Source organism: Halomonas campaniensis, from assembly GCF_014193375.1.
Taxonomy (GTDB): Bacteria; Pseudomonadota; Gammaproteobacteria; order Pseudomonadales; family Halomonadaceae; genus Halomonas; species Halomonas campaniensis.
On record NZ_JACHZF010000009.1, the window covers coordinates 119,062 to 144,323 of the forward strand.

A 25,262-nucleotide genomic window follows, 5' to 3' on the forward strand; every position below is an offset into this window, starting at 1 on the left:
GAGAACTCCTTTGGTGGCTCAGGCGTCGGTGCGTCGCGCCGCGAGCTGGTTGCGTTGGATCTTGCGATTCTGGTAGAGCGAGAAGATGACCGAGGCCACGGCCAGGGCCAGGAACAGCGCCGAGAGGGGGCGGGTCAGGAAGGTCAGCCAGCTGCTGTCGAGCTCCAGGGCGCGGAACAGCTGGCGCTCCAGGTTGTTGCCCAGCACCACGCCGAGGATCAGCGGGGTCAGCGGCACCTCGGCCTTCCACAGCAGGTAGCCGAGGATGCCGAAGCCGAACAGCACCCAGATATCGAAGAGGTTGTTGTTCAGGGCATAGGAGCCGATGGCGCACAGCATCAGCACCACCGGCACCAGGATCTGCTGGGGAATCAGCGAGATCTTGGCGAACCAGCGGACCAGCAGCAGCTGGCAGAGCACCATCACCACGGCCCCGATCAGCAGGCTGGCGTAGATCGCCCCCACCAGCACCGGGTTCTGCTCGAACATCAGCGGCCCCGGCGTGATCCCGTGAAGGATCAGCACCCCCATCATGATGGCCATGGGCAGGTCGCCGGGAATGCCCAGTGCCAGGGTCGGCACGAAGGCACCGCCGGCCACGGCGCTGTTGGAGGCCTCGGAGGCAACGATGCCGTCCGGGGTGCCGGTACCGAAGCGTTCCGGATGGCGCGAGAACTTCTTGGCCTGGTCGTAGCTGATGAAGTTGGCCACCGTGCCGCCGGTGCCGGGCAGGGCGCCGACCAGGCTGCCGATCAGCGAGGAGCGCAGGGTGTTGAGCTTCTGGCCGGCCATGTCGCGAAGGATGCGGCCGTAGGGGATGGAGACGTTGGTATCCACCCCCCGGGCATCGCTCGGTTCGTCACGCAGCTTCTCGAGGTTGCCCATCAGCTGGGAGAAGGCAAAGATGCCGATCATCACCGGCAGGATCTCGAAGCCCGAGCTGAAGGCGGGCAGGCCGAAGTCGAAGCGCAGGTTGCTGTTGCGGTCGTAGCCCACGGTGGTGATCAGCAGGCCCAGTACCGCCGCGAGCAGCCCCTTCAGCAGGGCGCCGTTGGACAGCCCCGCCACCAGCGTCAGGGCGAAGATGATCAGCGCGGTGATCTCCCAGGGGCGGAAGTTCATGCTGAAACCGGCGATCAGCGGGCCGAAGAAGACCAGCACGGCCACGCTGATCAGGGTGCCGAGGAAGGAGGCCGCCACCCCGATGCCCAGGGCCCGCCCGGGTTCGCCCTTCTGGGCCATGGGGTAGCCGTCGTAGACGGTGGTGATCGAGGAGGGCGTGCCCGGGATGCCGAGCATCACCCCCGAGACGATCCCCCCCGAGTAGCCGCCGACGAAGACCCCGACCATCAGCGAGACGCCGCTGACCGGGTCCATGGCGAAGGTGAAGGGGAAGACCACCAGGATCGCCATGGTGACGGTGAAGCCCGGGATGCTCCCGCCGATGATGCCGAACAGCACGCCGACCAGGATCAGCAGCAGCACCGAGGGGCTGCCGACCTGGGCGAGCGCTTGAAGAAAGAAGTCAGCCATGGGGCTCTCCGTGGTCGGTCAGGGCAGCCAGACGTTGAGGCCGAAGCGGAAGATCACGTAGACCAGCGGCGCCAGGGTGAGGCTCACCGCCAGGTTGATGGCCCACTTGCGGCGCGAGTCGATGCCCAGCAGCAGGGCCAGCGATGCCACCAGGAAGCCGATGGTGGCGGCCAGGTAGCCGACCCACGGCAGCAGCAGGGCATAGGCCCCGAACAGCGCGAAGAGGCACAGCACGATGCGGTGGTGGGCCAGCCAGGCGGTGAAGGTGCGCCGCGGTGCCGTGCGCGGCGGCACGCCCGCCATCAGCGAGCGCACCAGGATCAGCAGTGCGAGCAGGCCGATGATGACCAGCAGGATTCGTGGAAACAGGGCCGAGCCGTAGGGCTGCCAGCTGGTGGGTGGCCGGATGTGGCGGGTCTCCGCCAGCATGACGGCGGTGAGCACCAGCATGGCCAGCGCCAGGGCGCGGTCCTTGGTTAGCGTCAACATGGGGGAGCTCTCCGGCGCCCCGCTGGCCGGACTGCCGGGCCAGCGGGTGCGCGCTGGTCTCAGTTCTGGAAGTCGATGTTCTCGGCGGCGGCGGACAGGGCGGCCTCGTTGTCGTCGAGGAAGGCCCGGTAGTCGTCACCGGCCAGGAAGCGAACCACCGAGCCGAACTCGTTCTCGATGCGGCTGCGCACCTGCTCGTTCTCCAGCGCCTGGCCATAGGCCTCGGCGACGGTGTCGAGCACCTCCTGGGGGGTGCCCTTGGGGGCGAAGAGGCCACGGCTGGTGGAGTGATCCATCTCGATGCCCATCTCGCGCAGGGTCGGCACGTCGGGCAGGCCGTCGAGCCGCTCCGGGTGGGCAACCCCCAGGGGGCGGAAGGTGCCGTCCTCGAAGAAGGCGCCGCCGGAGGGGAGGTTGAACATGGCGAAGTCGATCTCCTCGGCCAGCAGCGCGGAGACCTGCTCGCCGGTGTCCGGGTAGCCGACCAGGCGCACGTCGGCCATGTCGATGCCGGCCTCGTCGAAGAACTGCACCCAGAAGAAGTGGTCGGTGGAGCTCGGGATCATGCTGAAGCGCACCTGGCCGGGGTTCTCGCGAACGTAGTCGGCGATCTCGTCGGCGCTCTGCACCGGATGGTTGGCGTGGGCGGCGGGAATGTTGATGGTCTGGGTCAGCAGGGCGATGGGCTCGAAGGCGTCATAGGAGTAGTCCACGGTGCCGGCGAGCTTGGACAGCGCGATGGTGTCGTGGCTGCCGAGCAGGGTATAGCCGTCCGGCCGCGCGTCCTTGACGTTGCGCGAGCCCAGGGTGGCGCCGGCCCCTGCCATGTTGACCGGGACGATCGACTCGCCCAGGTGCTGCTCGGCCTCCTGGGAGATCAGGCGGAAGATGATGTCGGTGGCCCCGCCCGGACCGTAGGGAATGATCAGGCGGATGTCCTGCTCGGGATAGTCGGCCTGGGCGGTGGCCGAGAAGGCGACGCCGCCGGCGAGGCCGATGGCGGCCAGGGTACGGATCAGTGTGTTGCGCGTCATGGTGGTACACCTCGGGTCTTGTGGCTGTTGTTGTCATGCCGGCCTCCGCCGGGAGGCGGCAAGGGTGTGAGCGCGTGTTCCCGTGTCGGGTCTTGTTATGGCGTTGTCGATGACAGGCGTCGGGCGGTGCTCACCCGAGAAAGAGTCCTCCGTAGATCAGGGCGGCCAGCACCACGAAGGCCGGGTGGGTGCGGAAGTGCAGCAGGGCGATCGCCGCGGCGGCCCCGATCAGCAGGGTATGCAGCATCCCGGCGCCCTGGAGTCCCTCGCTGAGGAAGCTCCAGGTCAGCCAGGCCATCATCATGGCGATCACCGGGCGGACCCACTGGCTCATGCGCTTCACCCGCGGGGAGTCGCGGTAGCGGTAGAGCAGCCCCAGGGCGCCGAGCATCAGCAGCAGGGAGGGCACCACGGTGGCCAGCACCGCCACCAGGGCCCCGCCGACGCCGGCGATATCGTAGCCGATCTGGCCGGCCATCTTGGTGGCGATGGGGCTGGGCAGGGCGTTGCCGAGCGCCAGGGTCTCGGCAAACTGCTGGGCGCTCATCCAGCCGTAGCGACCCACCACCTCGGCCTCGATCAGCGGGATGATCGCCGGCCCGCCGCCATAGCCGATGATGTTGGGAATGAAGAAGGCGAGGAACAGCTCCCAGTAGATCATCGGCTGGCCTCCTCGGCGGTACCGGCCGGCCGCAGCAGGGCCGCCGCCAGCAGCGCCCCGACCACCCAGCCGGGATGGAGGCCCACCAGGTAGATCAGCCCCCCCGCCGTGGCCGCCATGGCCAGGCTGACCCCCCAGCCCAGCGCCAGGCGCGACTTGTTCCAGAAGTCCAGGGTCAGCTGCGCCATCATCACCATGACCACCGGGACGACCGCCTGGCCCATGCCGCGGATCCAGTCCACGTCGCGGTAGCGGCTGAACAGGCCGAGCAGCAGGATCATGGCGACGATCATCGGCAGGATGACCGCCAGCACGGCGATCAGGCAGCCCGGCAGGCCGGCCACCCGATAGCCGATGTAGCCCGGCATCTTGGTGGCGATCGGCCCCGGCAGGGTGTTGCCGATGGCGAGGATGTCGGCAAACTCCTCGTCGGAGAGCCAGGCATGGCGCTTGACCACCTCCTGCTGGACCAGCGGTATCATCGCCGGCCCTCCGCCGAAGCCGAGCAGCCCGATGCGGGTGAAGGCCCAGAAGAGGGCGCCCAGGGTCGCCTTGTCGGGGGCGCTCAAGGGGTCACCTCCAGGGAGTCGATGGCAGGGCAGTCGATGGTTTTTATTCTCATTGGTCGTCTTTGCGATAGAAAATCGATTATATTGTCTTCACCGACTATAGGGCGGCGCGGAAAGGAGCGTCAAGTGTTGGCGGGAGCGGACGTCGAGGAGGGGAAATGGCCATACCCAAACGGAAGGGACGCATGACCACGTCCAGCCGCATCTACGACACCCTGCGGCAGGACCTGGTCAACGGGCGGTTCGAGGCGGGGGAGAAGGTGGCGATCAGCTCGCTCAAGGCGCGCTACGATGTCGGGCTGAGCCCGCTGCGCGAGGCCCTCAATCGCCTCGCGGCCTACGGGCTGCTGATCCAGGAGAACCAGCGCGGCTTTCGCGTGCCCAGGCTGGACCGCGACGAACTGGACGATATCGCCGGGATGCGCCGCGAGCTGGAGGGCATGGCGCTGGAGCGGGCGATCGCACGGGGCGATGCCGAGTGGGAGTCGGAGCTGCTCGCGGCGGCCCATCGCCTCAAGCGCGCCGATCAGGCCCCGGAGAGCGGCGATGAGTGGGAGCGGCTGCATGGGCGCTTCCATCGCACCCTGGTTGCTCCCTGCGGCTCGGCCTGGCTGCTGCGCTTCATCGAGCAGCTGCACGACCAGTTCGACCGCTACCGTCGCCTGGCGCCCGAGGCGCCGGAGGTGCGCCGGGTGCTGGATGCCCAGCATGGCGAGCTGGTGGCCCTGGCCCTGGAGCGCGATGCTCAGGGGGCGCGGGCCCTGATGGATGACCATATCCAGCGCTCCTACGAGGTGGCGCTGGGCAGCTTTTCCCGAGGCCGCCTGACACGCTGAGCTGCGGTCGACGCCGGCCCTCGGGGTCAGGCCTCGACGAGCGCGAGCCGGCCGCGCAGGCGCGATTCGAGGGCGGCGAGGTCAACGGGCTGGTCGCTGGGCCAGCCGACGGTGAGCACGACGCCGTCGGGGCCGAAGTCGGCGGCCTCGACGGGGATCTCCCGGCCGCCGAGCCAGCCGCGGGCCTCGGCCTCGCCGGCGAAGTCGACCTTCAGCTGCAGGGCGGTGCGCTCGACCACCTCCCGGCGTGGCAGGGCCTCCAGGGCCTGGGCGACGGCCTGGGCGTAGGCGCGGGCCAGTCCGCCGGTGCCCAGCTTGGTGCCGCCGAAGTAGCGGGTGACCACGCAGGCGACCTGGCCGAGGCCGGAGCCCTCCAGGACCTGATACATGGGCCGTCCCGCGGTGCCGCCGGGTTCGCCGTCGTCGGAGAAGCCGATGGCGGCCTGCTCCCCCGGCGGGCCGGCGATGAAGGCGCTGCAGTGGTGGCTGGCGCCGGGGTGGAGGCGGCGCGCCTCGGTCAGCAGCGACTCGAAGGCCGCCACCTCCGGGGCGTGGCAGAGCCAGGTCAGGAAGCGGCTGCGCTCGACCTCGAGCTCGGTCTCCTGGCGCTCGCCGGGGGGCAGGTCGGGCACCGGGTAGCGCATCAGGCGGCCATCTCCCCCTGGCGAACCACGCCCATCACCAGGCCCAGCACCTGGATGTCGCTGTTCTTCAGGTAGATCGGTGCCATGCTCTCGTTGGCGGGCTGCAGGCGAACCCCGGACTTCTCGATGTAGAGCTTCTTCAGGGTGACCTCCTGGTCGTTGATCATCACCACCGCCGTCTCGCCGTTCTCGGCGCTCTCCTGACGCTCGATGATGATCACATCCCCGTCGAAGATGTTGCAATCGATCATGGAGTCGCCGCGCACCTTGAGGGCATAGGTGTTGCGTCGCACCATGCGGGTGGGCACGTGGATGCTGGCGCTGTCCAGGCAGGCCTCGATGGGCAGGCCCGCCGAGACGCTGCCGAGCAGCGGGATCTCGGTCATCGCCTCGTCGGCCAGCGCGTCGGCCGGCAGCGGTTCCCAGGCGACGGCCAGGGGCAGGTTGGGGCGGCGAAAGAGGAAGTGGGAGGTGGCCTCGGGCATGGCGTGGATCTCCTGTCGGCGGTCAGGCAGCGAACCCCTGTTGAAACGTACAGTGTTGTCGAAGCATAGCAGGGGCTGCCGATCTGGCAAGGAAGCCGATCGGCAGGCCGCTTGATGCAGGTCAACCGCGACCCGCTGACGCAGTCGGTCGACTGGTAGCAAAACGCCTTTCCGTGTAGAGTCTCGAGCCAAATTACCCCCATGCCGGAGTGTGCCTTGACCCTGCGCCTGCAAGCCCGAAAGCTGGCCTGTGAACGGGATGATCGGTGGCTGTTCGAGGATCTCGACCTGGACATCCGCGCCGGCGAGATCGTCCGGGTCGAGGGTCCCAACGGTAGCGGCAAGACCACCCTGCTGAAGATCCTCTCCGGACAGCTGGCCGACTATCAGGGCGAGCTGTTCTGGAACGACCGGCCGATGCGCCAGGCTCGCCAGGCCTTCCTCTCGAGCCTGCTCTACCTGGGCCATGCGCCCGGCGTGAAGGGCGCCCTGACGCCGCTGGAGAACCTCGCCTGGTACCAGGCGCTGGCCGGGGGGGCGGGCCACGAGGCCGCGCGCCTGGCGGCCCTGGAGTCGGTGGGTCTGGCGGGCTTCGAGGACGTGCCGGCGGCCCAGCTGTCGGCCGGGCAGCAGCGTCGGGTGGCCCTGGCGCGCCTGGAGCTGACGCCGCGTCCGCTGTGGGTGCTCGATGAACCCTTCACCGCCATCGACCGCGATGGCGTGGCGGCGCTGGAGGAGCGGCTGATCGTCCATGCCCGCTCGGGCGGCTGCGTGCTGGTCACCACCCACCATGAACTCAAGGCCTCGGGAGAGCTGCGGCGCATCCGCCTCGGGCGGGGAGGGCAAGATGCCGAGCGGTGAGACACCCATGATCGATACCGATGACAGGCCGGTCGCCGACGGGGAACCCCGGGGCGGCCTGACGGTCGCAGTGTGGGCAACGCTCAAGCGCGACCTGACCCTGCTGCTGCGCCGCCGCAGCGAGGTGCTCAACCCGCTGGTGTTCTTCGCCCTGGTGATCACCCTGTTTCCGATCGGCATCTCGCCGGATCCGCAGCTGCTCGCCACCATCGCGCCGGGCCTGCTGTGGGTGGCGGCGCTGCTGGCGGCGCTGCTCTCCCTGGACAGCCTGTTTCGCGGTGACTACGACGACGGCTCCCTGGAGCAGCTGCTACTGACGCCGCAGCCGCTGGCGATGCTGGGGCTGGCCAAGGTGGCGGTTCACTGGCTGCTGACCGGCCTGCCGCTGGCGATGATGGCGCCGGTGCTGGGGATCATGCTGTCGCTGCCGGCCGGCAGCTACCCGACACTGGCGTTCTCGCTGGCGCTCGGCACGGCCAGCCTGAGCCTGATCGGTGCCATCGGCGCGGCGCTGACCGTGGGACTCTCCCGCGGCGGCGTGCTGCTGTCGCTGCTGGTGCTGCCGCTCTATATCCCGGTGCTGATCTTCGGCGCCGGCGCGGTGCAGGCGGCCATCCTGGGCGACGGGGCCGCGGCCCATCTGGCCATCCTGGGGGCCCTGCTGGCGCTGGCGCTGATGCTGGCCCCCTGGGCGATCGCGGCGTCACTGCGCATCAGCATCAACGGTTGAGAGGTGGAAGAAGCATGTGGGCCTTCATTAACAAGTTGCGTTCCCCCAAGTGGTTCTACGCCATCGGGGCCAGGCTGCAGCCGTTCTTCTGGGTCGCCGCGGCCGCGCTGATCCTGGTCGGCACCGTCTGGGGCCTGGCCTTTGCGCCGGCCGACTACCAGCAGGGCAACAGCTTCCGCATCATCTACGTCCACGTGCCGTCGGCCTTCCTGGCGCAGTCGATCTTCGTCAGCATGGCGGTGTGCGGCCTGGTCTACATGGTCTGGAAGATCAAGGTGGCCGACATGGCCGCCGCCATGATGGCACCGCTGGGTGCGGCGATGACCTTCGTGTCGCTGTTCTCCGGGGCGGTGTGGGGCGTGCCCACCTGGGGCACCTGGTGGATGTGGGACGCGCGCCTGACCTCGATGCTGATCCTGCTCTTCCTCTACCTGGGAGTGATCGCCCTGCGCGGCGCCTTCGCCAGCCGCGACAGCGCCTCCCGGGCCGCCTCGGTGCTGGCCATGGTGGGCGTGATCAACATCCCGATCATCAAGTACTCGGTGGACTGGTGGTACACCCTGCACCAGCCGGCCACCTTTACCATCACCGGGCGTGTCGGCATGCCCATGGAGATGTGGGCGCCGCTGCTGATCATGGTGCTGGGCTTCTACAGCTTCTTCATCGCCCTGACCCTGATGCGCACCCGCAGCGAGATCCTGCGCCGCGAGTCCAACAAGCGCTGGGTGCGTGACCTGGCCGGAGGGGAGCGCTGATGGCCTTCGAATCCTTTAACGAATTTATCGCCATGGGGGGCCATGCCCCCTACGTCTGGGCCGCCTGGGGAGTGACCGGCGCACTGCTGGTGGCGATCGTGCTGCACGCCCGCGCCGAGCGTCGCCAACTGCTGCGCAACCTGCAGCGCCGGGTGCGGCGCGAGGAGCGCCTGGGCGCCAACCAGAGCGAAATGGCTGGAGTTTCACATCACATGGGTGGTAATCGCCATGACACTTAGCCTGACACCGAAGCGCAAGCAGAAGCTCTACGTCATCCTGGGGCTGGTCGCGCTGGCGGCCGTGGCCGTGGGCCTGACCCTCTATGCCCTGCGCGCCAACATCAACCTCTTCTTCAGCCCGGTGCAGATCGCCGCCGGCGAGGCGCCCTATGAACGCCAGATCCGCGCCGGCGGCATGGTCCGGGAGGGCACCGTGGTGCGCAACCCCGACAGCCTCGACGTGGAGTTCACCGTGACCGACTACGTCGACGACCTGCGCGTGCACTACAGCGGCATCCTGCCCGACCTCTTCCGCGAGGGGCAGGGCGTGGTGGTGGTCGGCCAGCTGCAGCACGACGGCTACCTCAAGGCCGACCAGGTGCTGGCGCGCCACGACGAGAACTACATGCCCCCCGAGGTGGCCCAAGCCCTGGAGGAGGCCGGCTACAAGCCGGAGGACTTCCAGCAGAAGGCCGCCGAGGTGGCCAAGCGCCTGGAAGCCGGGGAAGCGAACGGCGACGGCGCCACCAGCGGCTCGTACTGATTCGGAGTGCCCATGCTGACCCAGATGATTCCCGAGATCGGCCACTACGCCCTGGTCATCGCCCTGCTGATGGCGGCGGTCCAGGCGGTGATGCCGCTGGCCGGTGCGGCGACCCGCCGGCCGCTGTGGATGGCCTATGCCCGGCCCATGGCGGCCGGGCAGTTCCTGTTCGTGGCCATCGCCTACGCCTGCCTGACCGCGAGCTACATGCTGGACGACTTCAGCGTGGTCAACGTGGCCAACAACTCCAACTCCATGCTGCCCTGGTACTACAAGTTCAGCGCCGTGTGGGGCAACCATGAGGGCTCGGTGCTGCTGTGGAGCCTGATGCTGGCCGGCTGGGGGTACTTTGCGGCCCGCTATTCCCGGGAGCTGCCCCGCGACGTGGTGGCCCGGGTGCTGGGCGTGCTCGGCCTGGTGTGCGTCGGCTTCCTGCTGTTCATCCTGGTCACCTCCAACCCCTTCGAGCGGCTGCTGCCCAACATGCCGGCCGATGGCGCCGACCTCAACCCGCTGCTGCAGGACATCGGCCTGATCCTCCACCCGCCGATGCTCTACATGGGCTACGTGGGCTTTTCGGTGGTCTTCGCCTTCGCCATCGCCGCGCTGCTGGGCGGCCGCCTGGATGCCGCCTGGGCGCGCTGGGCGCGCCCCTGGACCAACCTGGCCTGGGCCTTCCTGACCGTGGGCATCGCCCTGGGCAGCTGGTGGGCCTACTACGAGCTGGGCTGGGGCGGCTGGTGGTTCTGGGATCCGGTGGAGAACGCCTCCCTGCTGCCCTGGCTGACCGGCACTGCGCTGATGCACTCCCTGGCCGTCACCGAGAAGCGCGGCGCCTTCAAGAGCTGGACCCTGCTGCTGGCGATCTCCACCTTCTCGCTGTCGCTGCTGGGCACCTTCCTGGTGCGTTCCGGGGTGCTCACCTCGGTGCACGCCTTCGCCAACGACCCGTCCCGCGGCTTCTTCATCCTGATGCTGCTGGGCATCACCGTGGGCCTGTCGCTGCTGGTCTTCGCCCTGCGGGCGCCGCGGGTCAGCAATCGCGTGGGCTTCAACTGGCTCTCCCGGGATGCGCTGCTGCTGATCAACAACCTGATGCTGGTGATCATGACGGTTACCGTGCTGATGGGCACCGTCTATCCGCTGCTGCTGGATGCCCTCGACCTCGGCAAGATCAGCGTGGGCCCCCCCTACTTCAACGCGCTCTTCGTGCCGCTGACGCTGCTCATGTGCGTGTTCATGGGCCTGGGGCCGGTGGCACGCTGGAAGCAGACCGACCCGCGCCTGCTGGTCCGCCGGCTGTGGCTGGCGGCCGTGGTGGCCATGGTGCTGGGCATGGCGCTGCCGCTGGTGTTCGCCGAGCGCTGGAGCGCGCCGGTGGCCATCGGCCTGATCGCCGCGCTGTGGATCGTGCTGCCGATGGTCCGCGACCTCATCGACAAGACCCGCCACGCCAGCTCCCCGGGGGCGGGCCTGAAGAAGCTCTCCCTGGCCTACTGGGGCATGCAGCTCGGCCATCTGGGCGTGGCGGTGACCATCATCGGCGTGGCCGTGGTCTCCAACTACAACATCGAGCGCAACGTGCGCATGGGGCCGGGGGACAGCGTCCAGGTCGCCGGCTACACCTTCACCATGATCGAACTCGCCCAGCGTCGCGGCCCCAACTTCCTGGCCGACCGCGCGGTGATCGAAGTGCAGCGCGGCGACAGCGGTCGCAGCTTCACCATGAACCCGGAGAAGCGGCTCTACCTGGCCACCGGCATGCCGATGACCCAGGTGGCGCTGCGTCCCGGCTTCTTCCGCGACCTCTACGTGGCCATGGGCGAGGACCTGGACGACGGCACCTGGGCCATGCGGGTGCAGTACAAGCCCTTCGTGCGCTGGCTGTGGCTCGGCGGCCTGCTGATGGCCTTCGGCGGCGTGCTGGCCGTGGCCGACAAGCGCTACCGCCGCCTGGCCACCGCCCGTGACCCGGAGGAGGCCGCGCTCAAGGCCGCTTCCGGTGGACGCGGCAAGGAGGCGGCCGCATGAACCGTCGCCTGCTGCTGCTGCTGCCGCTGGCCGGCTTCCTGGCACTGTCGCTGTTCCTCTACCAGGGGCTGTCGCTGAACCCCTTCCACCGGGAGTCGGCGCTGATGGCCCGCGACTTCCCCGCGTTCGACCTCGCCACCCTGGAGGACCCCGAGCGCCGGGTGGACCGCTCGCTGCTGACCACCGGCGAGCTCACCCTGGTCAATGTCTGGGGTGAGTGGTGCCCCGAGTGCAAGCGCGAGATGCCTCAGCTGCTCGACCTCTCCCAGCGCCACGACATCCGCATGGTCGGCATCAGCTGGAAGGACACCCGGGAGAAGGGGCTTGGCTTCCTCGAGGAGTTCGGCGACCCCTTCGAGATCAACATCTTCGACCCGGACAACGAGCTGGGCTTCGAACTGGGCGTGTTCGGTGCGCCCGAGTCCTTCCTGGTGGATGCCGACGGGGTGATCCGCTATCACCATGTGGGCTATATCGCGCCGGGTGACGTCCGCGACAAGATCCTGCCGGAGGTGGAAAGATGGCGCTGATGCGATCCCTGATCACGACGCTTGCCCTGCTGCTGGTGGCCGGCCTCGCCCAGGCCGCGGCCATCGAGGTGCGGGAGTTCGATGACCCGGTGCTGGAGCAGCGCTATCGCAGCCTGACCGCCTCGCTGCGCTGTCCCACCTGCGAGAACCAGGCCATCAACGACTCCGATGCGCCGGTCTCCGGCGACATGCGCGACCGCGTCTACCTGCTGCTGCAGGATGGCCGTTCGGACATCGAGATCCGCGACCACATGGTGCAGCGCTTCGGCGACTACGTGCTCTACAACCCCCGCCTGGAGGGCCGCACCTTCCTGCTCTGGGGGCTGCCCGCGGCGCTGGTGGTGCTCGGCGGCCTGCTGGTGATGCTCATCGTGCGGTCCCGCCGCAACGCCTCTGCGCAGGCGCTCTCTGCCGAGGAGCGCGCCCGCCTGCAAGCCCTGATCAATCGCGAGAGAACCGAATGACCCTGTTATGGATTGCCTTCGCCGTCCTGCTGCTGCCGGCCCTGTGGCTGCTGGCGGCCCCGCTGCGTCGCGCCCGGGCCCTGCATGACGCCCAGCGCGACCACGAGCAGAACGACCGCACCGCCGAGCAGAACGTGGCCATCTTCCAGCGCCGCCTGGCGTCGCTGGAGGCCGCCCGCGAGCGCGGCGACATCGACCAGGCACGCTTCGAGGAGGACCGCCTCGAGCTCGAGCGCAGCCTGCTCGAGGATACCGAGAGCCTGAAGCGCGCGCCGCTCAAGGGATCCGCCTCGGGGCGCCTGGCCGTGCCGGTGGTGATGGTGGCCGTGGTGGTGGCCAGCGTGATCTGGTACCAGCAGCAGGGCGCCGAGGGAGACCTTACCCTGCTGGCGGTGCAGCAGGAGGTGCAGAACCATCCGGAAGGCTCCATCGAGATGCTGGTCGAGCGGCTCGAGGAGCAGGCCGCCCGCCAGCCGGGCAACCCCAACGTCTGGATGGCGCTCTTCCCGCTCTACCGCGACATGGGCCAGGGGCGCGAGGCGATCCACGCCCTGGAGCGGCTGATCGAGATCGAGGGGCGGATCCCGTCGCTGCTCGGCCAGCTGGCCCAGATCGAGTTCTTCGTGGCCGACCGCCGGCTCACTCCCCGGGTCCAGTCGCTGGTCGACGAGACCCTGGAGCGCGACTCCAGCCAGCCGACCGTGCTGGGCGTGCTGGGTATCGCGGCCTTCGACCGCGGCGACTACGAGGCCGCCATCGGCCACTGGCGTCGCGCCATCGCCGGCATGTCGGACCCCTCCTCCGGCGAGGCCCTGCGCCAGGGCATCCAGGTCGCCCAGGAGCGCCTGGGCGTGCCCCCCGATGAGCAGGAGCTGGCAATGGCCGAGGGCCCCGGGATCCATGTGCGGGTCCGCCTCGACGATGACCTGGCCGGCCTCCTGGACGACGACGCGGCGGTCTTCGTGGTGGCCCGCGACATGGAGGGCGAACTGCCGCCGCTCGCCGTCGCCCGCCTGACCCTGGCCGACCTGCCGGCCGCGCTGGTGCTCGACGACAGCCGGTCGATGTCGCCCGAGGCGAGCCTCTCCCAGGTCAGCGAGGCCCGGCTGATGGTGCGCGTCTCGGCCAGCGGCCAGGCCAGCCCCCAGGCCGGCGACCTGTTCGGCGACCTGGCCGAGGTGCCGGTGGGCGACGTCGACGGCGAGCCGGTCGAGGTGGTGGTCGACCGTGTCTTCGAATAACCGGTCCGGGTAGCCGACGATGCGCCTCAAGTCGATACGCCTGGTCGGCTTCAAGTCCTTCGTCGACCCGGTCACGGTGCCCTTCGACGGCAACATGACCGCCATCGTCGGGCCCAACGGCTGCGGCAAGTCCAACATCATCGACGCGGTGCGCTGGGTGATGGGCGAGTCGTCGGCCAAGACCCTGCGCGGCGAGTCGATGACCGACGTCATCTTCAACGGCTCCACCGGCCGCAAGCCGGTGGGTCAGGCCTCCATCGAGCTGCTGTTCGACAACCGCGACGGCACCATGGGCGGCGTCTATGCCCAGTACGCCGAGATCGCCGTCAAGCGGGTGGTGACCCGCGACGCCCAGTCCAGCTACTTCTTCAACGGCCAGAAGTGTCGCCGCCGCGACATCGCCGACCTCTTCCTGGGCACCGGCCTCGGCCCGCGCTCCTACGCCATCATCGGCCAGGGCATGATCTCGCGGCTGATCGAGGCGCGCCCCGAGGAGCTGCGCGCGACCCTCGAGGAGGCCGCCGGCATCTCCAAGTACAAGGAGCGCCGCCGAGAGACCGAGAACCGCATGCGCCGCACCCAGGAGAACCTGGAGCGCCTGGACGATATCCGCGAGGAGCTCGACAAGCAGCTCGAGCGGCTCAAGCGCCAGGCCGAGGCCGCCCGCCGCTACCAGACGCTCAAGAACGAGGAGCACCGGGTCAAGGGTGAGCTGGCGCTGCTGCGCGGGCGTGACCTGCGCGCCCGCCAGGGCGAGGAGGAGGCCCGGGTCCGCGAACTCGAGACCGGGGTGGAGCGCGAGGTGCTCGGGCTGCGCCAGTGCGAGACCCGCCTCGAGGAGGCCCGCGCCGACCACGACCGACTCGCCACCGAGCTGGATGGCCAGCAGTCGCAGTTCTTCGAGACCACCACCGCCATCGCCCGCCTCGAGCAGGACATCGAGCACGCCCGCGCCCGCGATGCCCAGCTCGCCCGGGACCTGGAGGCGGCCCGGCGCGAGCTGGCCGAGCTCGTCCGCCTCGGCGAGGACGACGGCGAGCGTCGGCTACGCCTGGACGAGCGCCTGGAGACCCTGGTCCCCGAGCGCGAGGCGCTGGCCGAACAGCTCGAGGAGCTCGAGGCCGCCCTCGAGGAGGCCGAGCCGGAGGCCGAGGAGGCCGACGCCGCCTGGGAAGCCTTCAACGAGCAGTGGCGCGAGGCGAGCCGCGAGGCCGAGCGCAGCCAGGATCGCCTGCGCGAGCTGGAATCCCGGCTGGAGCGGATCGAGGGCGACGAGCGCCGCCGCCGCCAGCAGCACGAGGAGCTGCCCGACATCGCCCTGCTGGCCGAGCAGCGTGGCGAGCTCACCGAGCGGCTCGCCGAGCTGGAGCTCGAGCGTGAGGCCCTGGAGGCGCGCCGCGAAGCGCTGCAGCAGCATCGCGACGGCGCCCGGGAGCAGGCCCGCGAGGCCGAGGCGGCCCGCGAGGCGGATCGCCAGCGTCGCAGCGAGCTGCAGGGCGAGCTCGCCTCCCTGGAGGCGCTGATCCAGGCCGGGCTGGCCGACCATGACGAGGCGCTGGACAGCCACCTGTCGGCCCACGGCCTGGCCGACGCCCCCCGCCTGGGCGAGAGCCTGTCGGTGGAGGCCGGCTGGGAAGCGGCCGTCTCCTGGGTGCTGGCGCCCTGGCTGCGTGCCCGCCTGGTCCCCCTGGACGCGGGGCGCGCCGCCCTGGATGAGGCGCCTGCCGAGCTGGGCCTGATCGACGCCGAGTCGCCGCCGGCCCCCACGGAGAGCCTGGCGGCTCGGGTGCAGGGCGCCGGTGCCGCCGGGCGCTGGCTGATCGGGATCCGCTGCGTCGACGCCCGGGAGGATGCCTGGGCGCAGCGCGGCGACCTGGCGCCGGGGGAGAGCCTGATCACCCCCGACGGCCTCTGGCTCGGGCCAGGCTGGGCCCGGCACCGTGGCCAGGGCGAGGGGCCCGATGCGCTGCTGGTGAGCCGGCGCCGACAGGCCGAGGCCCGCGAGGCGCTGGAAGCGGTCGAGGCGCGCCTGGCCGAGCAGGAGCAGCGGCTGGCGGAGGCCGCCGAACGGGCCGAGCGGGCCGAGGGCGACCTGGAGGCGTGTCGCCTGGAGGAGCGCGAGCTGGACCAGCGCCGCCAGCAGCTGGCGGTGCAGGACAGCGGCCTGGCCAGTCGGCTGGAGCACCTGGAGGGACGTGCCGCGGAGCTGGCGGAGGAGCTCGCCGGCCTCGGCGAGTCCCGCGAGGAGGCGCTGCTGGCCATCGAGGAGAGCCGCGACCGCTGGCAGCAGGCCATGGCGCGGCTCGAGGAGGGCGCCGAGCGGCGCGAGCGCCTCGACCGCGAGCGTGGCGAGGCCCGCGAGCGGCTGGTCTCGCTGCGCGGTCGCCAGCGTCCCCTGGCCGACCAGCTGCAGCGCCTGGCGCTGGAGCAGGAACGGCTCGCCGCCGAGCGCGCGGGCCTGGCCGAGCAGCAGGGACGGGCCGGCGAGGCGCGGGAGCGCCTCGAGCAGCGCGCGGAAGAGCTCGAGGAGGAGCGCGAGCTGCTTCGCGAGCCCGAGGAGGAGCGCCGCGAGCGTCTCGACGAGCTGCTCGATCGCCGCGAGCGCGAGGAGCGGGCGCTGAATGCCGTGCGCGCCCGGGCCGCCGAACTGGTCGAGCGGCTGCGCGAGGACGAGCAGGCCCGCCAGGGCCATGAGCGCAACCTCGAGGGCATCCGCGAACGGTTACAGGAGGCGCGCATGCAGGTCCAGGCGCTGAGCCTCAAGGCCGAGACCCAGGACGAGCAGCTCCGCGAACTGGGGCACGATGCCAAGGCGCTGGCCGAGCAGCTGGACCCCGACGCCACCGAGTCGGCCTGGCAGGCGCGCCTGGAGGAGCTGGGCGAGCGCATTCGCCGGCTCGGCGCGATCAACCTGGCGGCCATCGAGGAGTACGACCAGCAGGCCGAACGGCGCGACTACCTCGAGGCGCAGCATGCCGAGCTCAGCGAAGCGCTGGAGACCCTCGACCGGGCCATCCGCCGGATCGACCAGGAAACCCGCACCCGCTTTCGCGACACCTTCGAGCGAGTCAACGCCGGGCTGCAGTCGCTTTTCCCTCGGGTCTTCGGCGGTGGAACCGCATGGTTGACCCTGACCGGCGAGGATTTGCTGGAAACCGGGGTGGCCATCATGGCGCGCCCCCCCGGCAAGAAGAACAGCACCATTCACCTGCTCTCCGGTGGCGAAAAGGCGCTGACCGCCCTGTCGATGGTCTTCGCCATCTTCCAGCTCAATCCGGCGCCCTTCTGCATGCTCGACGAGGTGGATGCTCCTCTCGATGACGCCAACGTGGGGCGCTACGCCAAGCTGGTGAAGGAGATGTCCGAGAGCGTCCAGTTCATCTATATCACCCACAACAAGATCGCCATGGAAGCGGGCGAGCGTCTGATGGGGGTGACCATGCAGGAGCCGGGTGTCTCCCGTCTGGTGGCGGTGGGCGTCGAGGAGGCGGCCGCCCTGGCCGAGGCCTGAGAGGCTTGAACGTTGGCCCCAAAAGGGGTAACAAGGAGATCAGTAATGCTGCATTGCATGGATGCACGGGGATTATCGAAGGGCGATTGCACGGGGCATCGTCGACTCACGGTGAAAAATCGCCGGGGGTTGACAAATAAAAAAATTGGCCCCTTTTTTGGCAATCGCGCTATGCTGTTGACGGACAACCATCAGGCATGGCGCCTTAGCAAAAGGCTGACGACCCATGGAACTTAGAGAGTGGCTGATCATCCTGGGGTTGGCGCTGGTGACCCTCATCGTGGTGGATGGAGTGCGTCGCCTCCAGCGCCAGAGGAAGGTCCCGCGCCTGGACGAGGTGGCGGATGATGCCGGAGGCACCGACCTCGACCCCGACGAGGCGGCCCGCGCCGCCGAACTCAACTGGGAACTGCCCAACGGAGGGGCGCGAGTCGTCAGGCCCGCGGACTACAGCCGTGTGCAACCCAAGCCCAAGCTGGAGCGCCAGGAGCATCCCGGCGCTTCCCGCGTGCTGGCCAGCTTCAGGGAGGCCCGTGAGCCCCGTGATCCCGTCGCGGCCTCCGCCGACCGTGTCGGCAAGCCGCAGGCCCGGGAAGTCGCGGGGCAAGAGGAACACGCCAGGCAGCCGGACGTGCGGGTAGAGCGCAAAGAGAAGAACGAGCGTAAAGAGCGGAAAGAAGCGCTGCGTCAGGAAGAGGTTAGGCAGGAAGCGGTTCGGCAGCAAGAGGTGCGTCAGGCACCCGAGGCGACGCCTGCCGAGGTGTCGATCGAGCCACACCGCGACGCCGCGCCCGAGACCGCATCGCGCCCTGTCGCCTCCGACGTCCCGGCCACGCCGGAGGCGCCGTCGCCGGCGTCCCCCGAGCGTCGGGAGCCGAGCCTCTCCGCGCTGGACGAGTCGCCGTCGGAGCTCGACGCCTCGCTGTCCGAACCGCTGGCGGCCGACCCCGAGGACCACGACGAGTCCCATGAGGCTGAGCGCTACCGGCTGGTGGATCTCGACGGCATGAGCGACTCCTTCAAGAGCGGCTCCAAGCGCGTCGGGGCCTCCGTGCAGCGCTTCGGCGCCTCCCTGCAGAAGACCCTGGCCGAGCGCCGCGAGCAGAAGCGTCTCGAGAAGGAGCGCCGTGACGCGGCTCGTGCCGAGAAGGCCGCCCGCGAAGCCGAACAGCGCCGCCTGGCCCAGGCCCGGGCCGAGGAGGAGAAGGCCGCCCGCGATGCCGAGCGTCGCCGGCTCGAGGCCGAGGCCATTGCCGATGCCGATGACGACGACCCGCTCTTCGCCGCGCCGCGGGCCCGCCGCCATGACGACGACGCCCACTCGGGTCACCCGGACGTCGAGGCGGAGTCGAATGCTCTGCCCGAGGCGGAAGAGCCCGCAATCAGCGACAAGGTGCGCGTGCACCCGGTGCTGGAGAAGGCCCTGCGCCACGATGTCAGCGCGGAGCACGCCCGCCACGCCCTGAGCCACGCCGACGAGATCATCGTCATCAGCGTGATGTCCCGGGACGAGGAGGGCTTCTCCGGCACGACGCTGCTCGACCTGATGCTCGCCTGCGGGCTGCGCTACAGCCGCGACATGGGGATCTTCCACCGCTTCGAGACCGAGGATCCGGAGAGCCAGCTGCAGTTCTCCATGGTCAACGTGGTGAAACCGGGCACCTTCCCGATCCACTCCATGGACGACTTCCGCACCCCGGGGATCACCCTGCTGATGCCGATGCCGGGGGCCGAGGACGCCTCGGCGGCCTTCGAGGCGATGGTCGAGACCGCCATGGTCATCGTCCGCCACCTCGGCGGCGAGCTGAAGGACGAGAACCACAGCGTGATGACCGCGCAGACCGTGGAGTTCGCCCGCCAGCGGGTGCAGGAGTTCGTGCGGCGCAACCGGCTCAACCGCTACCAGGTGAACTAGCGCCGAGCCAGCCGCTTGAAGAGGAACAACCCCATGAATTCATGGGGTTGTTCCTTTATGGGGTGCATGAAACGCGGGTGTGCGAGAATAGCCCGGCCTTTGTGACACCGGACCAGGGACACCATGAGTCAGCCCGACCAGCAGATCCGCGACGAGGTCGCGCGGCTGCGCGCCGAACTCGACGACGCCAACTACCGCTACTACGTCCTCGACGACCCGACCCTCACCGACGCCGACTACGACCGCCGGCTGCGTCGACTGCAGGCGCTCGAGGACGCCCACCCCGAGCTGGTCACTCCGGACTCGCCCACCCAGCGAGTCGGGGCGGCCCCCGACGCCGGCTTCCCCGAGATCCAGCACGCCGTGCCCATGCTGTCGCTGGACAACGCCTTCAGCGAAGAGGAGCTTGAGGCCTTCGTCAAGCGCATCAGTGACCGCCTGGAGGTGGATGGCGAGTCGCTGGCCTTCTGCTGCGAGCCCAAGCTCGACGGCGCCGCGGTGTCGCTGGTCTACGAGGCGGGCGTGCTGGTGAGCGGGGCCACCCGCGGCGACGGACGCACCGGCGAGGGGATCACCTCGAACCTCAGGACCCTGAAGTCGATCCCGCTGAAGCTGCGCGGCGAGGCCTGGCCCGACCTGCTGGAGGTGCGCGGCGAGGTGATCATGAGCCATGCCGGCTTCGAGGCGATGAACGAGCGCGCGCGCCAGGAAGACACCAAGGTCTTCGCCAACCCTCGCAACGCCGCGGCCGGCAGCCTGCGACAGCTCGACCCCCGGGTCACCGCCACCCGCCCGCTGGAGTTCAGCGCCTATCAGGTGGCGCGTATCGATCCCGCCCCGGGCGACCCCACCCACAGTGCCCTGATGGCGCACCTGGGACAGTTCGGCTTCCGCACCAGCGGCGAGCTCCGGGTGGTGACCGGCAGCCGCGGGCTGATCGACTACTGTCGCACCCTGGGAGAGAAGCGCGACGGCCTCGGCTATGACATCGACGGTGTGGTGATCAAGGTGGACGACCTGCGCCTGCAGCGCGAGCTGGGCTTCGTCGCCCGGGCGCCGCGCTGGGCCATCGCCTTCAAGTTCCCCGCCCAGGAGGAGACCACCCGGCTCAACGAGGTGGAGTTTCAGGTGGGGCGTACCGGCGCCATCACCCCGGTGGCACGCCTGGAGCCGGTCTCGGTGGCCGGCGTCACCGTCTCCAACGCCACCCTGCACAACGCCGACGAGATCGCTCGCCTCGGGGTCATGATCGGCGACACCGTGGCCATCCGCCGCGCCGGCGACGTGATTCCCCAGGTCGTGCGCGTGGTCGAGGCGCTGCGTCCGGCGGATGCCCGCGAGATCGTCTTCCCCGAGCAGTGTCCGGTCTGCGGCTCCCAGATCGAGCGCCTCGAGGACGAGGTCGTGGCACGCTGCTCCGGCGGCCTCTACTGCCCGGCCCAGCGCAAGGAGGCGCTCAAGCACTTCGCCTCGCGACGGGCGCTGGATATCGAGGGCCTGGGTGAGAAGCTGATCGAGACGCTGGTCGAGCGGGACTGGATCACCACCCCCGCCGACCTCTTCCGGCTGGAGGCCGAGCGGCTCGCCACGCTGCCGCGCATGGGGCAGAAGTCCTCCGAGAACCTGGTGGCGGCGCTGGAGAAGGCCAAGGCGACCACGCTTTCGCGCTTCATCTACGCCCTGGGCATCCGCGAGGTGGGGGAGGCCACGGCGGCCAACCTGGCCCGCCACTTCGGCACCCTGGAGGCGCTGATGGGAGCGGAGATCGAGGCGCTGGAGGCGGTGGAGGACGTGGGGCCCATCGTGGCCGCCCATGTGCACACCTTCTTCCGCCAGCCCCATAACCGCGAGACCATCGAGGACCTGATCGCCTGCGGCCTGCGCTGGGAAGAGGAGGCCGTGGGCGAGCGCCCGCAGCCCCTGGCCGGCCAGACCTGGGTGCTCACCGGCACCCTGGAGACCATGACGCGCGACCAGGGCAAGGCGCGCCTCCAGGCGCTGGGGGCCAAGGTGGCCGGCAGCGTCTCGAAGAAGACCGCCGGGCTGGTGGCCGGCGAGGCCAACGGCAGCAAGCTCGAGAAGGCGATGCAGCTGGGCGTGCCGGTGCTGGACGAGGCGGCCTTCCTCGAGCGGCTGGCCGCCTGGGAGTCGGGCGAGGGCGCCGACGGGGAGGACGACGCATGAGCGGACGCTTCGTGGAGATTCCCTACCGCATGCTGCCGGGCGAGACCCTGGACGCCCTGCTGGAGGCCTTCGTCACCCGCCAGGGCTATGACACCACCGACACCGGTGAGGGCATGCGCGGCTGGGTGGCCGAGCTCAGGCGCCAGCTCGAGCGGGACGAGCTGGTCATCGCCCATGACCTGCAGACCGAGAGCACCGAGGTGATGACTCTGGCCCAGTGGCGGGCCTTCGGCAGGGACCTGGCCGATGATGAGGAAGAAGGGTAAGACTTGGCTAACAACGCTCGAGGCTGATTCGGCAACAGCTCTCGAGGGGGCGCTGTGAACCCGTCCCTGGGCGCTACCGACGCCCTGCTTCGCTCTCGCGTCCCGCTCCGCTTGCAGGTCCGGTGCTGGCCATCCATGGCCAGCCCGTTCGGAGCAGTGCTCCTCACCCCTGGCGTAGGACCCCCTCTACGAGCCGTTACCGACGCCTCTCGCTGATGCTGAGTCATGCTTCCCTTGTATCAGGTCGCGGATCAGCCGCCGGCCGGGGTGCAGGTGGTCCACCAGGGGCTGCTCCAGGGGCAGCGGCTCGTCGCAGATCATCGAGGCGATAAGCTCCGCGCAGAGCGGCGCGCTGGCCAGCCCCCGGGAGCCGTGGGCGGCGCTGATCCAGAGCCCCTCGTGGTGGCGCCCCGTGATGTCGGGCACCCGGGTGGCGTCCCGGGCCAGCGCCGCGTAGTCCTCCCGCCACGCCTCGGCGTCGGGCACCGGCCCGGCGTAGGGCGACTTGTCGGGGCTCGCCGCCCTTACGCCCACCCGGCCGGTGAGCCGTGCGGGGGAGAGGTCCGCCCCCGCGGCGCGCAGCGCCTCGACGAAGGCGGGCAGGCCCCGGGCCAGCTCGGCCAGGTTGGCGGCGTGGTCCGCCTCGCGCGCCGCCGGGTCGGTCTCTCCCGGGGCAAAGGTGGCGCCGAAGTTGAGCACACCGTCCGCCGCCGGCGGCACATAGCCGCCGGCGCACACCACCCGACCCAGGGTGGGGGCGACTTCGGGAACCGCAAGCTGACTGACCTGGCCGCGCACCGGCTGCAGGGGCAGGGCGGCGGTCTGGGCGAAGCCGGCGGCCTCGCTGGCCCCGGCGACCACCACCTGGTCAGCCCGAAGCCCCTCGCCGTCGGCCAGGCCCAGGCGCCAGCCGTCGGCGTCCCTCTCCAGCGCCGTCACCTCGCCCTGCCGGAAGGCGACGCCCGAGGTGGCGGCCAGGTGCGTGCAGAGCGAGAGCGGCCGGACCCAGGCGGCACAGGGGTAGTCCAGCGCGGGCCCCGGCACCTCGATGCCGGCCACCGCGCTGGCCGCCTCGGCGTCGAGGCCGCGCACCACGCTCTCGGGCAGCGGGTGGTTGGACAGGAAGCGCGCCTGCCGCGCCTGCTCCCTCTCGCTCAGGGCCAGCTGCAGCACGCCGCTGGGACGCCACAGCCGCTGTTCGGGGTCGAGCCTCTCGAGCCAGCGTCGGCTGTGCAGCAGCCCGGCCAGGTAGGTGCGGCTCTGCAGGTTGGTGTCCACGGCCAGCTTCACGTAGAGCGCCCCCTGCAGGTGGGTCTCGCCGAGGCTGGCGCGGTCGAAGCGGTCGATCAGGGTGACCGCGATGCCGCGCCGGGCCAGGGCGGCGGCGGCGCTGGCCCCGGCGATGCCGGCGCCGATCACCGCCACATGGCGCGGTGGCCGGGCGGCGGGGGGCGTGAACCAGGGGGTGCGGGTTCGCCGCTCATCCAGCGGTGGCGCGGCGATCTCGCCGGCGAGCATCTCCCGCTTGCGGCCGAAGCCCGGTACCTTGCGCCAGGCAAAGCCTGCCGCGGCCAGGCCGCGCTTGACGACCCCGGCGCAGGTGAAGGTGGCGAAGGTGGCGCCGGGGCGCGAGCGGGCGGCCATGGCGGCGAACAGCTCGGGGCGCCACATCTCGGGGTTCCTGGCCGGGGCGAAGCCGTCCAGGAACCAGGCGTCGACCCGGCCGTCGAGCAGCCCCAGCCGCTCGGCGGCATCGCCGAAGTGCAGGTCGAGGGTGACCCGCTCATCCAGCCACAGGCGGTGCACGCCGGCCACCGGCTCGGGCCACTGGGCGACTAGCGTCGCGGCGCGGGGGCCGAGGTCGGGCCAGGCGGCGAGCGCCCGGGCCAGGTCCTCGCGGGTGAGCGGGAAGCGTTCGGTGGAGAGCAGGTGCAGCCTCGCGCCCGCCGGGGCCTGGGTGTCGAAGCAGGCCCAGGCACAGAGCATGTTGAGGCCGGTGCCGAAGCCGGTCTCGCCGACCACGAAGGGGCGTGCCTCTCGCCAGGCCCGGAAGCGTTCGGGCAGGCGGTTGGCTGCGAGGAAGACGTGCTCGGTCTCGGCGCGGCCGTCGTGGCGCGAGAAGTAGACGTCGTCGAAGGCGGTGGAGCGGGGGGCCGCTTCACCGCTGTCATCGCGCTGCCAGTCCAGGCGGGCGGTCTCCAGGGCGGCGAGCGGGGGCAGGCCATCGGGGGCAGCGGTCACGGGGGCTCCGTCGGTGGGCGTGGCTGGTCAGGATCTGATCAATGGTGCCGCGGCGGCCTGTGATCCCGGCTGGGGAAAGTCATCCGCGGCGTTTCAACAGTGTTATCCACAGACTCTGTGCAAAACCCGCCTGTGGACAGGGCAGCGTGACGGGAGCGGGTCAGGGCATCACCTTCTTGAACGGCTTCACCGTGACCCTGGCGTAGACCCCGGCGATCATGTAGGGGTCGGCGTCGGCCCAGGCCTGGGCCTCCTTGAGGCTCTCGAACTCGGCGACCACCAGGCTGCCGGTGAAGCCCGCCTCGCCCGGATCCTCGCTGTCGATGGCCGGGTGGGGGCCGACCAGCACCAGGCGGCCCTCGTCGCGCAGGGCCTCGAGGCGGGCCAGGTGGTCCGGGCGCGCGGCCAGGCGCCGTTCCAGGCTGTTGTTCACATCTTCGCTGATGATGGCGTAGAGCATTGCTGTCGCTTCCTCGGATGGGGCGGCTCGCGCCGCGAGAAACCGCTGGGTGCGGCATTGACCGTCGCCGGCCGGGCGCGCACCATGGAAAGCCATTCTGACAAAGTCGTCTGCCGGCGTCATGCCAATGTATCCACTCCCCGCCCGCTTCGAGGGTGACCCCGCCCCGCTCTCCATCGACCTGCACATGCACTCCACCGCCTCCGACGGGGCCCTGCCGCCCGCCGAGCTGGTGTCGCTGTGCCGGGCGCGAGGGCTCACGCACCTGGCGCTGACCGACCATGACACCGTGGCCGGCGTGGCCGAGGCGTCGGCCGCCGCGACGCGGGAAGGGCTCGTGCTGATCCCCGGCACCGAGCTCTCCACCCGCTGGGCTGGCATCAACATCCACGTGGTCGGCCTGCTGCCCCGGGGCGCCCGGGGGCCCCTGGTCGAGGGGCTGGCGAGCCAGGCGGAGGCCCGGACCCGGCGCGCCGAGCGCATCGCCGAGCGCATGGAGAAGGTCGGCCTCGCAGATGCCCTGCAGAGGGCCCGCGAGCAGGCGGGCAGCGACCGTCCCCTGGGGCGTCCCGATTTCGCCCGGGCGCTGGTCGCCGCGGGCCTGGTGCCCGACATCGGCACGGCCTTCAAGAAGCACATGGGCGACGGCAAGGCCGGCGACGTCAAGGCGCTGTGGCCGGAGCTCGCCGAGGCGGTGGGCTGGATCGTCGCGGCGGGGGGCGTGGCAGTGCTGGCCCACCCGCTGCGCCACGGCCTGACCCGGCGCAAGCGAGGCCTGCTGCTGGACGCCTTCCGCGCGGCCGGCGGCCAGGCCGCCGAGCTGGTCAGCGGCTTCCAGAACGCCGACGTCACCCGGGACCTCTCCCGCCAGCTGCAGGAGCGCGAGCTCTACGCCTCGCTGGGCAGCGACTTCCACTTTCCCGGTGGCCACCTGGCACCGGGCAGCATGAGCCCCGTGCCGCGCACGGCCACCCTGCCGGTGTGGACCCACCCCCGGCTCGCCGACGTCGTCGGCCTGCCGCGGGCGACCCGGGACGCCGGCGCGCTATAGTCACCCCAT

The 25,262-nt window shown here is 70.3% G+C and carries 24 protein-coding genes; 15 read left to right on the top strand and 9 right to left on the bottom strand.

The window, feature by feature from the left end; all coding sequences use genetic code 11:
• Nucleotides 1-18: 18 nt before the first annotated feature.
• The 5 genes from BDK63_RS07720 to BDK63_RS07740 all read right to left on the bottom strand — a co-directional run bounded on the left by BDK63_RS07720 (nt 19) and on the right by BDK63_RS07740 (nt 4,286).
• Nucleotides 19-1,533, bottom strand: a complete 1,515-nt coding sequence (locus BDK63_RS07720) for a tripartite tricarboxylate transporter permease (RefSeq protein WP_183330785.1) — start codon at nt 1,531-1,533, stop codon at nt 19-21.
• Between the two features lie 18 nt (nt 1,534-1,551).
• Nucleotides 1,552-2,022: a tripartite tricarboxylate transporter TctB family protein gene (locus BDK63_RS07725; RefSeq protein ID WP_183330786.1), complete on the bottom strand. Its 471-nt coding sequence runs from the start codon at nt 2,020-2,022 to the stop codon at nt 1,552-1,554.
• 59 nt (nt 2,023-2,081) lie between these two features.
• Nucleotides 2,082-3,056 carry a Bug family tripartite tricarboxylate transporter substrate binding protein gene (locus tag BDK63_RS07730; protein ID WP_183330787.1) on the bottom strand — a complete coding sequence of 325 codons (975 nt, stop codon included), beginning with the start codon at nt 3,054-3,056 and terminating at the stop codon, nt 2,082-2,084.
• A gap of 130 nt (nt 3,057-3,186) precedes the next feature.
• Nucleotides 3,187-3,717 (bottom strand): chromate transporter, encoded by a 531-nt coding sequence (locus BDK63_RS07735; protein WP_183330788.1) that lies wholly within the window; start codon nt 3,715-3,717, stop codon nt 3,187-3,189.
• Nucleotides 3,714-4,286, bottom strand: coding sequence for a chromate transporter (locus BDK63_RS07740; protein ID WP_183330789.1), 573 nt, complete (start codon nt 4,284-4,286; stop codon nt 3,714-3,716). Before BDK63_RS07740 ends, BDK63_RS07735 begins: the two co-directional genes overlap by 4 nt.
• 185 nt (nt 4,287-4,471) lie before the next feature.
• Here BDK63_RS07740 and BDK63_RS07745 point away from each other — a divergent pair, with 185 nt between their 5' ends.
• A complete protein-coding gene (locus tag BDK63_RS07745; RefSeq protein ID WP_246385937.1) occupies nt 4,472-5,122 on the top strand; it encodes a GntR family transcriptional regulator in 651 nt (216 codons plus the stop codon).
• Nucleotides 5,123-5,148: 26 nt separating this feature from the next.
• On the opposite strand, the gene BDK63_RS07750 is transcribed toward BDK63_RS07745, so the two are convergent.
• A complete protein-coding gene (locus tag BDK63_RS07750; protein WP_183330791.1) occupies nt 5,149-5,766 on the bottom strand; it encodes an IMPACT family protein in 618 nt (205 codons plus the stop codon).
• Nucleotides 5,766-6,251: a transcriptional repressor LexA gene (gene lexA, locus BDK63_RS07755; protein WP_183330792.1), complete on the bottom strand. Its 486-nt coding sequence runs from the start codon at nt 6,249-6,251 to the stop codon at nt 5,766-5,768. Before lexA ends, BDK63_RS07750 begins: the two co-directional genes overlap by 1 nt.
• Nucleotides 6,252-6,467: 216 nt before the next feature.
• Here lexA and ccmA point away from each other — a divergent pair, with 216 nt between their 5' ends.
• From ccmA to BDK63_RS07820, 13 genes are all read left to right on the top strand, one after another.
• The gene (gene ccmA, locus BDK63_RS07760) at nt 6,468-7,112 is read left to right on the top strand and encodes a cytochrome c biogenesis heme-transporting ATPase CcmA (protein ID WP_183330793.1); all 645 of its coding nucleotides are present in this window, start codon (nt 6,468-6,470) and stop codon (nt 7,110-7,112) included.
• Between the two features lie 7 nt (nt 7,113-7,119).
• A complete protein-coding gene (gene ccmB, locus BDK63_RS07765; protein WP_183330794.1) occupies nt 7,120-7,842 on the top strand; it encodes a heme exporter protein CcmB in 723 nt (240 codons plus the stop codon).
• Between the two features lie 14 nt (nt 7,843-7,856).
• The gene (locus tag BDK63_RS07770) at nt 7,857-8,597 is read left to right on the top strand and encodes a heme ABC transporter permease (RefSeq protein WP_183330795.1); all 741 of its coding nucleotides are present in this window, start codon (nt 7,857-7,859) and stop codon (nt 8,595-8,597) included.
• A complete protein-coding gene (gene ccmD / locus BDK63_RS07775) occupies nt 8,597-8,836 on the top strand; it encodes a heme exporter protein CcmD (protein ID WP_183330796.1) in 240 nt (79 codons plus the stop codon). Before BDK63_RS07770 ends, ccmD begins: the two co-directional genes overlap by 1 nt.
• Before the next feature lies 1 nt (nt 8,837).
• Complete coding sequence (gene ccmE, locus BDK63_RS07780) at nt 8,838-9,359, top strand: cytochrome c maturation protein CcmE (protein WP_183330831.1); 522 nt, start codon at nt 8,838-8,840, stop codon at nt 9,357-9,359.
• A gap of 12 nt (nt 9,360-9,371) precedes the next feature.
• A complete protein-coding gene (locus BDK63_RS07785) occupies nt 9,372-11,390 on the top strand; it encodes a heme lyase CcmF/NrfE family subunit (RefSeq protein WP_281379254.1) in 2,019 nt (672 codons plus the stop codon).
• On the top strand, nt 11,387-11,920 hold the full coding sequence (locus tag BDK63_RS07790) for a DsbE family thiol:disulfide interchange protein (protein WP_183330797.1): 534 nt from the start codon (nt 11,387-11,389) through the stop codon (nt 11,918-11,920). The genes BDK63_RS07785 and BDK63_RS07790 overlap by 4 nt, the downstream gene beginning before the upstream one ends.
• Nucleotides 11,911-12,384 carry a cytochrome c-type biogenesis protein gene (locus tag BDK63_RS07795; RefSeq protein WP_183330798.1) on the top strand — a complete coding sequence of 158 codons (474 nt, stop codon included), beginning with the start codon at nt 11,911-11,913 and terminating at the stop codon, nt 12,382-12,384. Before BDK63_RS07790 ends, BDK63_RS07795 begins: the two co-directional genes overlap by 10 nt.
• Nucleotides 12,381-13,625: a c-type cytochrome biogenesis protein CcmI gene (ccmI, locus tag BDK63_RS07800; protein WP_183330799.1), complete on the top strand. Its 1,245-nt coding sequence runs from the start codon at nt 12,381-12,383 to the stop codon at nt 13,623-13,625. Before BDK63_RS07795 ends, ccmI begins: the two co-directional genes overlap by 4 nt.
• A gap of 19 nt (nt 13,626-13,644) precedes the next feature.
• On the top strand, nt 13,645-17,136 hold the full coding sequence (smc, locus tag BDK63_RS07805) for a chromosome segregation protein SMC (protein ID WP_183330800.1): 3,492 nt from the start codon (nt 13,645-13,647) through the stop codon (nt 17,134-17,136).
• A 226-nt stretch (nt 17,137-17,362) separates the two neighbouring features.
• Complete coding sequence (zipA, locus tag BDK63_RS07810) at nt 17,363-19,051, top strand: cell division protein ZipA (protein WP_183330801.1); 1,689 nt, start codon at nt 17,363-17,365, stop codon at nt 19,049-19,051.
• A 123-nt stretch (nt 19,052-19,174) separates the two neighbouring features.
• Nucleotides 19,175-21,235, top strand: coding sequence for an NAD-dependent DNA ligase LigA (gene ligA, locus BDK63_RS07815; RefSeq protein WP_183330802.1), 2,061 nt, complete (start codon nt 19,175-19,177; stop codon nt 21,233-21,235).
• Nucleotides 21,232-21,501 carry a YheU family protein gene (locus tag BDK63_RS07820; protein ID WP_183330803.1) on the top strand — a complete coding sequence of 90 codons (270 nt, stop codon included), beginning with the start codon at nt 21,232-21,234 and terminating at the stop codon, nt 21,499-21,501. Before ligA ends, BDK63_RS07820 begins: the two co-directional genes overlap by 4 nt.
• 186 nt (nt 21,502-21,687) lie before the next feature.
• Here BDK63_RS07820 and mnmC read toward each other — a convergent pair whose 3' ends face one another.
• Both mnmC and BDK63_RS07830 read right to left on the bottom strand, forming a co-directional pair.
• Nucleotides 21,688-23,742, bottom strand: coding sequence for a bifunctional tRNA (5-methylaminomethyl-2-thiouridine)(34)-methyltransferase MnmC2/FAD-dependent 5-carboxymethylaminomethyl-2-thiouridine(34) oxidoreductase MnmC1 (gene mnmC / locus BDK63_RS07825; RefSeq protein ID WP_183330804.1), 2,055 nt, complete (start codon nt 23,740-23,742; stop codon nt 21,688-21,690).
• A gap of 160 nt (nt 23,743-23,902) precedes the next feature.
• Entirely contained in the window at nt 23,903-24,202 is a 300-nt protein-coding gene (locus BDK63_RS07830) for a YciI family protein (RefSeq protein ID WP_183330805.1), read from the bottom strand.
• Nucleotides 24,203-24,323: 121 nt separating this feature from the next.
• Between BDK63_RS07830 and BDK63_RS07835 the strand changes: the two genes are divergently transcribed.
• Nucleotides 24,324-25,253, top strand: a complete 930-nt coding sequence (locus tag BDK63_RS07835) for a PHP domain-containing protein (RefSeq protein ID WP_183330806.1) — start codon at nt 24,324-24,326, stop codon at nt 25,251-25,253.
• Nucleotides 25,254-25,262 lie beyond the last annotated feature (9 nt).

Excerpts from the sequence above, each read along its gene's own strand:
- BDK63_RS07790 (WP_183330797.1), top strand. The coding sequence starts at position 11,387 with ATGAACCGTCGCCTGCTGCTGCTGCTGCCGCTGGCCGGCTTCCTGGCA.
- BDK63_RS07770 (WP_183330795.1), top strand. The coding sequence starts at position 7,857 with ATGTGGGCCTTCATTAACAAGTTGCGTTCCCCCAAGTGGTTCTACGCC.
- smc (WP_183330800.1), top strand. The coding sequence starts at position 13,645 with ATGCGCCTCAAGTCGATACGCCTGGTCGGCTTCAAGTCCTTCGTCGAC.
- BDK63_RS07720 (WP_183330785.1), bottom strand. The coding sequence starts at position 1,533 with ATGGCTGACTTCTTTCTTCAAGCGCTCGCCCAGGTCGGCAGCCCCTCG.
- lexA (WP_183330792.1), bottom strand. The coding sequence starts at position 6,251 with ATGCCCGAGGCCACCTCCCACTTCCTCTTTCGCCGCCCCAACCTGCCC.
- BDK63_RS07745 (WP_246385937.1), top strand. The coding sequence starts at position 4,472 with ATGACCACGTCCAGCCGCATCTACGACACCCTGCGGCAGGACCTGGTC.
- BDK63_RS07750 (WP_183330791.1), bottom strand. The coding sequence starts at position 5,766 with ATGCGCTACCCGGTGCCCGACCTGCCCCCCGGCGAGCGCCAGGAGACC.
- ligA (WP_183330802.1), top strand. The coding sequence starts at position 19,175 with ATGAGTCAGCCCGACCAGCAGATCCGCGACGAGGTCGCGCGGCTGCGC.
- zipA (WP_183330801.1), top strand. The coding sequence starts at position 17,363 with ATGGAACTTAGAGAGTGGCTGATCATCCTGGGGTTGGCGCTGGTGACC.
- ccmB (WP_183330794.1), top strand. The coding sequence starts at position 7,120 with ATGATCGATACCGATGACAGGCCGGTCGCCGACGGGGAACCCCGGGGC.
- BDK63_RS07830 (WP_183330805.1), bottom strand. The coding sequence starts at position 24,202 with ATGCTCTACGCCATCATCAGCGAAGATGTGAACAACAGCCTGGAACGG.
- BDK63_RS07820 (WP_183330803.1), top strand. The coding sequence starts at position 21,232 with ATGAGCGGACGCTTCGTGGAGATTCCCTACCGCATGCTGCCGGGCGAG.
- BDK63_RS07835 (WP_183330806.1), top strand. The coding sequence starts at position 24,324 with ATGCCAATGTATCCACTCCCCGCCCGCTTCGAGGGTGACCCCGCCCCG.
- BDK63_RS07785 (WP_281379254.1), top strand. The coding sequence starts at position 9,372 with ATGCTGACCCAGATGATTCCCGAGATCGGCCACTACGCCCTGGTCATC.
- ccmI (WP_183330799.1), top strand. The coding sequence starts at position 12,381 with ATGACCCTGTTATGGATTGCCTTCGCCGTCCTGCTGCTGCCGGCCCTG.
- BDK63_RS07795 (WP_183330798.1), top strand. The coding sequence starts at position 11,911 with ATGGCGCTGATGCGATCCCTGATCACGACGCTTGCCCTGCTGCTGGTG.
- ccmD (WP_183330796.1), top strand. The coding sequence starts at position 8,597 with ATGGCCTTCGAATCCTTTAACGAATTTATCGCCATGGGGGGCCATGCC.
- BDK63_RS07730 (WP_183330787.1), bottom strand. The coding sequence starts at position 3,056 with ATGACGCGCAACACACTGATCCGTACCCTGGCCGCCATCGGCCTCGCC.
- BDK63_RS07725 (WP_183330786.1), bottom strand. The coding sequence starts at position 2,022 with ATGTTGACGCTAACCAAGGACCGCGCCCTGGCGCTGGCCATGCTGGTG.
- BDK63_RS07735 (WP_183330788.1), bottom strand. The coding sequence starts at position 3,717 with ATGATCTACTGGGAGCTGTTCCTCGCCTTCTTCATTCCCAACATCATC.